This is a genomic window from Nocardioides deserti, from assembly GCF_014266025.1.
Taxonomy (GTDB): domain Bacteria; phylum Actinomycetota; class Actinomycetes; order Propionibacteriales; family Nocardioidaceae; genus Nocardioides; species Nocardioides deserti.
On record NZ_JACMYC010000028.1, the window covers coordinates 1 to 10,601 of the forward strand.

The 10,601-nt window shown below is 72.3% G+C and carries 9 protein-coding genes; all 9 read right to left on the bottom strand.

Annotated features, from left to right (window positions below):
* Positions 1–34 precede the first annotated feature (34 nt).
* Complete coding sequence (locus H7344_RS19875) at positions 35–1,306, bottom strand: M16 family metallopeptidase (RefSeq protein ID WP_229706848.1); 1,272 nt, start codon at positions 1,304–1,306, stop codon at positions 35–37.
* Positions 1,307–1,428: 122 nt separating this feature from the next.
* Complete coding sequence (locus H7344_RS19880) at positions 1,429–3,669, bottom strand: polyribonucleotide nucleotidyltransferase (protein WP_186347725.1); 2,241 nt, start codon at positions 3,667–3,669, stop codon at positions 1,429–1,431.
* Positions 3,670–3,927: 258 nt separating this feature from the next.
* A complete protein-coding gene (gene rpsO / locus H7344_RS19885; RefSeq protein WP_166189906.1) occupies positions 3,928–4,203 on the bottom strand; it encodes a 30S ribosomal protein S15 in 276 nt (91 codons plus the stop codon).
* Between the two features lie 236 nt (positions 4,204–4,439).
* On the bottom strand, positions 4,440–4,685 hold the full coding sequence (locus H7344_RS19890) for a DUF6458 family protein (protein WP_186347726.1): 246 nt from the start codon (positions 4,683–4,685) through the stop codon (positions 4,440–4,442).
* Between the two features lie 91 nt (positions 4,686–4,776).
* Positions 4,777–5,802 (bottom strand): hypothetical protein, encoded by a 1,026-nt coding sequence (locus H7344_RS19895; RefSeq protein ID WP_229706849.1) that lies wholly within the window; start codon positions 5,800–5,802, stop codon positions 4,777–4,779.
* Between the two features lie 10 nt (positions 5,803–5,812).
* On the bottom strand, positions 5,813–6,751 hold the full coding sequence (locus H7344_RS19900; RefSeq protein WP_186347727.1) for a bifunctional riboflavin kinase/FAD synthetase: 939 nt from the start codon (positions 6,749–6,751) through the stop codon (positions 5,813–5,815).
* A 54-nt stretch (positions 6,752–6,805) separates the two neighbouring features.
* On the bottom strand, positions 6,806–7,705 hold the full coding sequence (gene truB, locus H7344_RS19905; protein ID WP_268238525.1) for a tRNA pseudouridine(55) synthase TruB: 900 nt from the start codon (positions 7,703–7,705) through the stop codon (positions 6,806–6,808).
* Positions 7,702–8,241 carry a 30S ribosome-binding factor RbfA gene (gene rbfA, locus H7344_RS19910; RefSeq protein ID WP_186347728.1) on the bottom strand — a complete coding sequence of 180 codons (540 nt, stop codon included), beginning with the start codon at positions 8,239–8,241 and terminating at the stop codon, positions 7,702–7,704. The genes truB and rbfA overlap by 4 nt, the downstream gene beginning before the upstream one ends.
* A gap of 117 nt (positions 8,242–8,358) precedes the next feature.
* Positions 8,359–10,601, bottom strand: a 2,243-nt coding sequence (infB, locus tag H7344_RS19915) for a translation initiation factor IF-2 (RefSeq protein ID WP_186347729.1), incomplete at its 5' end; no start/stop codon positions are given.

A 10,601-nucleotide genomic window follows, 5' to 3' on the forward strand; every position in this document is an offset into this window, starting at 1 on the left:
GCCCGCCCCCCCCCCCCCCGACGACCGGACGGCCTCAGGCCGGGCCGACCACCGCGAGGACCTCGGGGCGGGTGAGCACCTCGGCGGCCACCGCGCGGACGTCGTCGAGGGTGACGGCGTCGATCCGGGTCATCACCTCGTCGATGGACAGCAGCTCGTCGTAGACGAGCTCCGCCTTGCCCAGCCGCGACATCCGCGAGCCGGAGTCCTCCAGGCCGAGCACGAGCCCACCGCGGAGCTGGCCCTTGCCGCGGGCTAGCTCCTCGGCGTCGATCCCCTCGGCCGCCACGCGCGCCAGCTCGGCGCGCACGGTGGCGAGCACCTCGTCGTACTTCGCGGGCAGGCAGCCGACCGCGACGCCCACCAGGCCGGAGTCGGCGTGGCTGCTGGCGAAGGAGTAGACCGAGTACGCCAGGCCCCGGCGCTCGCGCACCTCCTGGAAGAGCCGGCTGGAGGTGCCGCCGCCGAGCGCGATGTTGAGCACGCCGAGTGCGAAGCGCCGGTCGTCATTGCGACCGAGCCCCTCCATCCCGAGCACGACGTTGACCTGCTCGAAGGGCCGGGTCGTGCTGGCCGCCCCTGGCGTGACCGGCAGCCACGGCTCGGCGGCGCGCGCGCCGACCGGCTCGTCGTCGCCGTCGAGGAAGCCCTGTCGGCCGAAGGCCTCGGCGACCTGGGCGACCAGCACGTCGTGCTGCACCGCGCCGGCCACCGAGACGACCATCCGCGGCGCGCGGTAGTGCTCGGCGTAGAACGCCCGCACCTGGTCCGCGGTCAGCGCGGTGATCGACTCCTCCGTACCGGCGATGTCGCGGCCCAGCGGCGCGTCGCTCCCCCACGCCTGCGCGGCGAGGAGGTTGTGCACGACGTCGTCGGGGTCGTCGTCGTGCATCGCGATCTCGTCGAGGATCACGTCCCGCTCGGCCTCGACGTCGTCGTCGGCGAGCAGCGAGCCGGTGATCATGTCGCCGAGGACGTCGACGGCCAGCGGCAGGTCCTCGTCGAGGACCCGCGCGTGGAAGCAGGTGTACTCCTTCGCGGTGAAGGCGTTGAACTCCCCGCCCACCGCGTCGAGCGCGATCGAGATGTCGAACGCCGAGCGCTCGGCCGTGCCCTTGAACAGCAGGTGCTCGAGGAAGTGCGAGCAGCCGTGCAGCGTCGCGGACTCGTCGCGCGAGCCGACCCCGACCCACACGCCGACCGCGGCGGAGCGGACGCCGGCCATCTCCTCGGAGATGACCCGCAGCCCGCCCGGCAGGACGGTACGCCGGACGGTCGAAGTCACCTGACCGGTGGCGTCGCGCACCACCTGGAGGGTCTCGGTCCGGGCGCTGGGGCCCGTGGCCTCAGCAGTGTCGTCAGAACGGCACGACCGGCCGGCAGGAGTCTGCCGGCCGGTCGCCGTGGTCCGTGGAGCCACGATGGAGGTCAGGCCTCCTCGGTGGCCTCGGCCGCGTCGGCACCGTCGGACGCCTCGGCGCCCTCGGTCTCCTCGACGACAGGGACGAGCGAGAGCTTGCCCCGGTCGTCGATCTCGCCGATCTCGACCTGGATCTTCTGGCCGACCGACAGGACGTCCTCGACGGCCTCGACGCGCTTGCCGCCGGCGAGCGGGCGCAGCTTGCTGATGTGCAGCAGGCCGTCCTTGCCGGGCAGCAGCGAGACGAACGCACCGAAGTTGGTCGTCTTGACGACCGTGCCGAGGTAGCGCTCGCCAACCTCGGGCATCGTCGGGTTCGCGATGCCGTTGATCGCGGACCGGGCGGCGTCGGCGGCCTCGCCGTTCGTGGCACCGATGTAGATGGTGCCGTCGTCCTCGATGGAGATCGAGGCGCCGGTGTCGTCCTGGATCTGGTTGATCACCTTGCCCTTGGGGCCGATGACCTCGCCGATCTTGTCCACGGGGATCTTGATGGTGATGATCCGCGGCGCGGTGGACGACATCTCCTCGGGGGCGTCGATGGCCTCGGCCATGACGTCGAGGATGGTGTGGCGGGCGTCGCGGGCCTGCTTCAGCGCTGCACCCAGCACGTCGGCGGGGATGCCGTCGAGCTTGGTGTCGAGCTGCAGCGCGGTCACGAACTCGCGGGTGCCGGCGACCTTGAAGTCCATGTCGCCGAAGGCGTCCTCGGCACCGAGGATGTCGGTCAGCGCGACGTACTCGGTCTTGCCGTCGATCTCACCGGAGACCAGGCCCATCGCGATGCCGGCGACGGGCGCCTTGAGCGGCACGCCGGCCTGGAGCAGCGACAGGGTCGAGGCGCAGACCGAGCCCATCGAGGTCGAGCCGTTGGAGCCCATGGCCTCCGACAGCTGGCGGATGGCGTAGGGGAACTCCTCGCGGTCCGGCAGCACCGGCAGCAGCGCGCGGCGGGCGAGCGCGCCGTGGCCGACCTCGCGGCGCTTCGGCGAGCCGACGCGGCCGGTCTCGCCGGTGGAGAACGGCGGGAAGACGTACTTGTGCATGTACCGGCGCGACTTCTCCGGCGACAGCGTGTCGAGCTGCTGCTCCATCTTGAGCATGTCGAGGGTGGTGACGCCCAGGATCTGGGTCTCGCCGCGCTCGAACAGCGCCGAGCCGTGGACGCGCGGGATCACGCCGACCTCGGCGTGCAGCGGACGGATGTCGGCCAGGCCGCGCCCGTCGATGCGGATCTTGTCGCGCAGGATGCTCTCGCGGACCAGCTGCTTGTTCAGCGCGCGGAACGCGGCGCCGATCTCCTTCTCGCGACCCTCGAACTGCGCGCCGACCTTCTCGAGGACCGAGTCCTTGAGCTCGTCGGTGCGGTCGTTGCGCTCGGTCTTGTCGGCGATCTTCATCGCGGCGGCGAGGTCGGCCTTGGCGGCGGACTCGACGGCGGCGAAGACGTCGTCCTCGAAGTCGAGGAAGACCGGGAAGTCCTGGACCGGCTTCGCGGCGGCGGCGGCCAGCTCGGCCTGGGCCTCGCACAGCTGCTTGATGAAGGGCTTCGCGGCGTCGAGGCCGCTGGCCACGACCTCCTCGGTCGGCGCCTGGGCACCGCCCTGGACCTTCGCGAAGGTCGTCTCGGTGGCCTCGGCCTCGACCATCATGATCGCGACGTCGCCGGTGTCGGTGACGCGACCCGCGACGACCATGTCGAAGACGGCGTCCTCGAGCTGGCTGTGCGTCGGGAAGGCGACCCACTGGCCCTCGATCAGCGCCACGCGCACGCCGCCGACCGGGCCGGAGAACGGCAGGCCGGAGAGCTGGGTGGAGATCGAGGCCGCGTTGATGGCGAGCACGTCGTACGGCGTGTCGGGGTTCAGCGCGAGGACGGTGATGACGACCTGGACCTCGTTGCGCAGACCCTTCTTGAAGGTCGGGCGCAGCGGGCGGTCGATGAGGCGGCAGGTGAGGATCGCGTCCTCGCCCGGACGACCCTCGGACCGGAAGAACGAGCCGGGGATCTTGCCCGCGGCGTACATCCGCTCCTCGACGTCGATCGTCAGGGGGAAGAAGTCGAAGTGGTCCTTGGGCTGCTTGCCGGCGGTGGTCGCCGAGAGCAGCATCGTGTCGTCGTCGAGGTACGCCGTGACGGAGCCGGCGGCCTGGCGGGCCAGCAGGCCCGTCTCGAACTTGACGGTGCGGGTGCCGAAGGAGCCGTTGTCCAGAACGGTCTCGACGGCGGAGATGACGGGGTCGGTCAAGAGGTGTGTCCCTTGTCTGTCGCGGAGCGATCCGCAGCGTCCCGCTTCAGAAGGCCGATCTTCGATCGAGGCCCGCAGGCGCGCCCCGTGCGGGGCGTCCTTCCTGAGAGCCACTACCGAGGACCGGGCCAGAACGGCGGGTCGCTCCTGGTGGAGGTGTTCAGTTGGAGAATCTAGCGCAGGACGGCCGCGTGGCCGCGCTGCCCGGGGCGGACCCCGGAAAAGCAAGAGGGCCCACCAGTGGTGGGCCCTCCTCGGTCAGCGGCGCAGGCCGAGACGCTCGACGATCGACCGGTAGCGGTCGATCTCCGTCTTCTGCAGGTAGTTCAGCAGGCGGCGGCGCTGGCCGACCAGCAGCAGCAGGCCGCGCCGGCTGTGGTGGTCGTGCTTGTGCTGCTTGAGGTGCTCGGTCAGGTGGGAGATGCGGTGGCTGAGCAGCGCGATCTGCACCTCGGGCGAGCCGGTGTCGCCCTCGGTCGTGGCGTACTCGGCGATGATCCGCTTCTTGGTCTCCGCGTCGGTACCGATCGACATGCGGGCTCCTTCCGGCCACGAGGGCCTGGTCGCTGCGCGGCGCGCCGGGGCCTGTTCACCCGGGCACTCTGGTTCCGCGGCCGTTCTGACGGCGGTCGCCCTCCTTCGGGCAACCGGAGCAGACTACCGCGGCGCGCCGACGGCCCCCAAAACGCGGACCACCCGGTCGGCGGGGGCCGACCGGGTGGTCCCGGTGTCGTGCTGGGTGCTGCGTGCCGGGTGTCGCGGCGTCGTGCTCAGACCGCCGGCGGGTCCTGGCGCTGCACGGTCTGCGAGCCGTCGGTGTGCGTCGTGCTCGAGACCGTGCCGCCGCGGGCGCGACGGCTGTTGAGCGTGACGGCGGTGAGGACGAGCACGAGGATGCCGCCGATCGTCATGATCCACCCCACCATCGTGAGGTCCACGCCGCTGATCGCGTCCTCGACGGCGAGCGCGAGGATGAGTCCGACGACGAGGAGGAAGACTCCGAGTCCGTAGCCCATGGCTGTCCTTTCTCAGGGTGACGTCGCAGGGGTGACGTCAGGTCGAGGGACCCGGTGCCCGTCCGGACGGGCGAGGAAACCGTGCGCGACCTCAGCGCAGCCGGTCGCGGAGGGCCAGGTAGACCGCGCGCACCCCGACGGCGCGCTCCATCTCGCGCAGCACGCTGCCGAAGAACTGCTCGCGGTAGGTCTCGTCGGTGACCGTCGAGACCGTCAGGTAGAGGTTCGAGAACGCCGCGAGGAACAGCGAGACCTGGAACAGCGGCACGGAGACCTGGTCGAGGTAGGGCAGGTTGCGGATCTGGCCCTCCTCGATGCCCGTCCAGGCGTACTGCACCTTGATGTCCATCACCAGGCCGCCGAAGACCAGGAAGAACACCAGCACCGTCGCGGCGAGCAGCAGCACCTGCACGGCCTGCATGACCACGAGGACCAGCACGAGGTTCCACCGCTCGAAGCCCGCGACCGTGGCGTACGCCGCCGGGTCGGCGCCCGGGTCCTCGACCAGTGCGCGGCACTCCGCCTCCAGCGGTGTGCCGTCGCAGGCCCGCAGCAGGAAGTCGTCGTCCACGTCGTCGTCGGTCCGGTCGACCTCCTCGGGCAGGCGCACCAGCAGGAAGGCGACGGCGAGCAGGCTGAAGAGCAGCACGACCAGCCACAGCGTGCCGGTCGACAGGCTCGCCGAGAGCTGCCACGCCTCGGCGTTGACGAAGAGGAAGGTCACGAAGAGCAGGAGCAGCGGCAGCGCCCGGCTCATCATCGGCAGGAGGGTGCGCAGGCTGCCCACCCCGCGGCGCAGCGCCCACACGACGATCGGGCGGGTCCGCAGCGCGGTCAAGGCGTACGCCGCCGCGCCCAGCACGCCGATCGTCAGCAGCAGCGCGGGGGCCGCGGTCAGCTGGTCGGACAGCCATGCGATCGCGACGCCGCCGGCAAGGGCGACGACCACCGTGAGCACCGCCAGCGGCAGGAACCGCCGCGGCCGCAGCGCCTCGCGGGCGTGGCGCCGCTGCTCCGGGACGAAGTAGGCCAGCCCGTGCTGGAGGAACCACGCCTCGGTCGCGGCGAGCGGGTCCGGCGCGGCCGTCCGGCCCCCGCGGGAGCGGTCCAAGCTCACGGGACCAGCCTCACGGGACGAGCAGCTCGCGGGCGCGGCGGACGTCGTCGTCCATCTGCTCGACGAGCGCCTCGACGGAATCGAAGGCGGTCATCCCGCGCAGCCGGTCCACGAACGACACCTCCACCTCGACGCCGTAGAGGTCGAGGTCGGTGCGGTCCAGGACGTAGCTCTCGACCCGGCGCTCGCGCACCCCGTCGAAGGTCGGGTTCGTGCCGACCGAGATCGCCGCCGGGAAGGTCTCGCCGGTGTCGAGCCGCCGCAGCCACCCGGCGTACACCCCGTCGGCGGGGGCGGCCAGCAGACCGGTCGTCGGCACGTTGGCCGTCGGGTAGCCGAGCTCGCGGCCCCGCTGGTCCCCGCGCACGACCTCGCCGCGCACGGCGTACGGCCGGCCCAGCGCCTGGGCGGCACCGGCGACGTCGCCCGCGGCCAGGCAGGTGCGGACGTACGTCGAGGACCACACCATCGGTCCCCCGTCGAGCGGGATCCCCTCGGCGCTGAAGTCGTGGGCGCGACCGGCCTCGGCGAGGGTGGCGACGTCACCGGCGGCCCGGCTGCCGAAGCGGAAGTTCGCGCCCACCACGACGGCGCGGGCGTGGAGTGCGTCGACGACGACCCGCTGGACGAACTCCTCCGGGCTCCACGCGGCGATCGACCGGTCGAAGGGCACGGCCAGCACGCCGTCCGCGCCGGCCTCGCCCAGCAGGTCCGCGCGGACCTCCATGGTGGTCAGCGTCGTGGGCGCGTGCTCGGGCCGCAGCACCGCCATCGGGTGCGGGTCGAAGGTCACCGCCACCACGGGCAGCCCACCCAGCTCGCCGGCGATCTCGTGCGCCCGGGCCAGCACCCGCCGGTGCCCGAGGTGGACGCCGTCGAAGTTGCCGATCACCACCACGGTGCGACCGAGGTCGCCGGGGACCTCGTCGAGCGAGCGCCAGATCTGCACGGAGGAACCCTAGACGGTGCCCCCGCACCCCTGTGGTCGCGGTGCGGCCGCTGGTCAGACGAAGACCGCGACGGGGCGGGCGACGGGGCCTCGAGGCTCGTAGAGGGCGAGGAACTCCCCCGTGGGAGCGAAGACAGCGGTGGTGCCGGCGAGCTCGAGCTCGAGGCTCCGGCCGACCCGGACGTCGGCGGCGGCGCGCTCGTCGAGGTCGCGGCCCGGGAACGCCGCCCGGGCGGCGTCGGCGATCGGCAGCACTCCCCCGCCGGCCTCGACGTCCTCGCCGAGCTGCTCGAGGGTGCGCGCGACGTCGAGGTCGTAGGGGCCGACGGCCGTGCGTCGCAGCGCGGTGAGGTGACCGCCGACGCCGAGCCGGGCGCCGGCGTCGCGGGCGATGGCCCGGACGTAGGTGCCGCTGGAGCACCGCAGGGTGATGTCGGCGTCGACGACGTCGCCGACGCGGCGTACGCCGTGCACGTGCAGCTCGTGGACGGTCACCGCCCGCGGCTGGAGCTCGACCTGCTCGCCGTCGCGGACCCGCTGGTAGGCGCGCTTGCCGTCGACCTTGATCGCCGAGACCGCGGTCGGCACCTGCTGGAGCTCGCCGACGAACTCGCCGAGCACCGAGCGGACGGTCTCCTCGTCCAGCGCCGCCGCGGACGCGGTCGAGACGACCTCGCCCTCGGCGTCGTCGGTGGTGGTGGCGACGCCGAGCCGGACGGTCGCGGCGTACCCCTTGTCGGTCAGCATCAGGTGCCCGAGCAGCCGGGTCGCCCGGTCGACACCGAGCACCAGCACGCCGGTGGCCATCGGGTCGAGCGTGCCGGCGTGGCCGACCTTGCGGGTCCCGACGAGCCGGCGCACGCGCGAGACGACGTCGTGGGAGGTCATCCCGCCGGGCTTGTCGACGACGACGAGGCCCGGGCGCACCGGCGGCCGCTGAGCGGGTGCGCTCACACCTCGTCCGGGTCGACGGGGTCGATCGGCTGCGCGGGCGCGGCCGGGTCGGCGGCGTCGGCAGCGCCGGCGCTCTCCTCGTCGGCGTCGCCGTCGGCGTCGCGCGGCTTCTTGTAGGGGTCCGGTTCGCCGGCGTACGCCTCGACCCGGCGGGCGGCGACCTCCTCGTCGAGCGCCTTCGCCCGCGCGAGCACCTCGTCGAGGTGCCGGGCGGACTCCGGGAGCGCGTCGGCGACGAACGTCAGCGTCGGGACGTGGCGCATGCCGAGCTGCTTGCCGACCTCGGAGCGGATGAGCCCCTTGGCCGACTCCAGCGCCGCGGCGGTGCCGGCCAGCGCGGTCTCGTCGTCCTGCGCGCCCTCGCCGGTGCCGGCGAGCACGGTGTAGAAGATCGTCGCCTGCTGGGTGTCGCCGGAGACGCGCACGTCGGTGACGGTGACGAACCCGAGCCGCGGGTCCTTGATCCGCCGCTCGAGCATCTCGGCCACGAGGACCTGGATCCGGTCGGCGATCTTGCGCACCCGGGGACTACTCATGTCTCTCACTCTCTCAGAACGGGTCGCAGGCCGGGACGGGCCGACCTGCGGGCGGTGCCGAAACGGCGGGTCGGCGGACCCCCACCAGAAGGAGGGGACCCGCCGACCCGGTCGTGATCAGCTGCGGGGGATCTCCCGCATCTCGAACGCCTCGACGACGTCGCCTTCCTTGATGTCCTGGAAGTTGCGCAGGACCAGACCGCACTCGAAGCCCTCGCGGACCTCGGACGCGTCGTCCTTCTCGCGCTTGAGCGACGCGAGGTCGAGGTTGTCGGCCACCACGGAGCCGTCACGGATGACGCGCACCTTGGCGTTGCGGCGGATCGTGCCGGAGGTGACCATGCAGCCCGCGATGTTGCCGATCTTCGACGAACGGAAGATCGCACGGATCTCCGCCTGGCCGAGGGTCGACTCCTCGTACTCGGGCTTGAGCATGCCCTTGAGCGCCGCCTCGATCTCCTCGATCGCCTGGTAGATGACCGAGTAGTAGCGGATCTCGACGCCTTCCTTGTCCGCCATCTCGGTCGCCTTGCCCTGCGGGCGGACGTTGAAGCCGATGATGATGGCGTCGGAGGCGGCGGCCAGGTCGACGTTGGTCTCGGTGATCGCACCGACACCGCGGTCGATGACGCGCAGGGTGACCTCGTCGCCGACGTCGATCTGCGACAGCGAGTCCTCGAGAGCCTCGACCGAGCCGGACACGTCGCCCTTGAGGATCAGGTTGAGCTCCTGGCTCTTGCCCTTCTCCATGGAGGCCATGAAGTCCTCGAGCGTGCGGCGGACGCGGCGCTTGGCCTGCATGGCCGCCCGCTCGCGGGCCTCGCGCTTCTCGGCGATCTGACGGGCCATCCGGTCGTCCTCGACGACCAGGAAGTTCTGGCCCGCACCCGGCACGGCGGAGAGACCCAGGACCATCGCCGGACGCGCCGGGGTGGCCTCGGTGAGCTCGTTGCCGTGCTCGTCGAGCATCGCGCGGACACGGCCGTGGGCCGGGCCGGCGACGATCGAGTCGCCCACGCGGAGGGTTCCGCGCTGGACCAGGACGGTGGCGACCGGACCGCGACCGCGGTCCAGGTGCGCCTCGACCACGAGGCCCTGGGCGTCCTGCGTCGGGTTGGCGCGCAGGTCCAGCGAGGCGTCCGCGGTGAGCACGACCGCCTCGAGGAGGCTCTCGAGGTTGAGGCCCGACTTCGCCGACACGTCGACGAACATCGCGTCGCCGCCGTACTCCTCGGGGACCAGGCCGTACTCGGTCAGCTGGCCACGGACCTTGGTCGGGTCCGCCTCCGGCTTGTCGATCTTGTTGACCGCGACCACGATCGGCACGCCGGCGGCCTTGGCGTGGTTGAGCGCCTCGACCGTCTGCGGCATGACGCCGTCGTCGGCCGCGACCACGAGGATCGCGATGTCGGTGGCCTGGGCACCACGGGCACGCATGGCGGTGAACGCCTCGTGACCCGGGGTGTCGATGAGCGTGATCCGGCGCAGCTCGCCGTCGACCTCGGCACCGACCTGGTAGGCACCGATGTGCTGGGTGATGCCACCGGCCTCCTTGTCGACGACGTTGGCGTTGCGCAGCGCGTCGAGGAGCTTGGTCTTTCCGTGGTCGACGTGACCCATGACCGTGACGACCGGGGGTCGCACGACCAGGTCGGCCTCGTCGCCCTCGTCCTCACCGAACTCGAGGTCGAAGGACTCGAGCAGCTCGCGGTCCTCGTCCTCGGGCGAGACGACCTGCACGACGTAGTTGAGCTCCTCGCCGAGCAGCTCGAGCGTCGCGTCGTTGACCGACTCGGTCGCGGTGACCATCTCGCCGAGGCTGAACAGCATCTGCACCAGCTGTGCGGCGTCGACACCGATCTTCTCGGCGAAGTCGGTCAGCGAGGCGCCACGGGCCAGGCGCACGGTCTCGCCGTCGCCCTTCCGGACGCGCACGCCGCCGATGGTCGGGGCCTGCATGGCCTCGAACTCCTGACGACGCGCCCGCTTCGACTTGCGACCACGACGCGACGGACCGCCGGGGCGACCGAACGCACCCTGGGTCTGGCCACGCTGGCCGGGGCGGTTGCCGCCGCCACCGGGACGACCGGCGAAGCCGCCGGGACGACCCGGAGCACCGGCACCGGCGCCACCCGGGCCACCACGGCCCGGAGCACCCGGACGGCCGGGGCCACCGGGGCGACCCGGACCGCCGGGACGGCCCGGACCACCGGGACGGCCGCCGGGGCCGCCGCCGAAGGCGGCCGGGGACTTCGGCATCATCGCCGGGTTCGGACGGGGCATGCCCGGACGACCCGGGGCGCCACCGTCGCGCGCGGCCGGGGGCCGCGGCGGACGCTGGTCACCGGCACCCGCGCCAC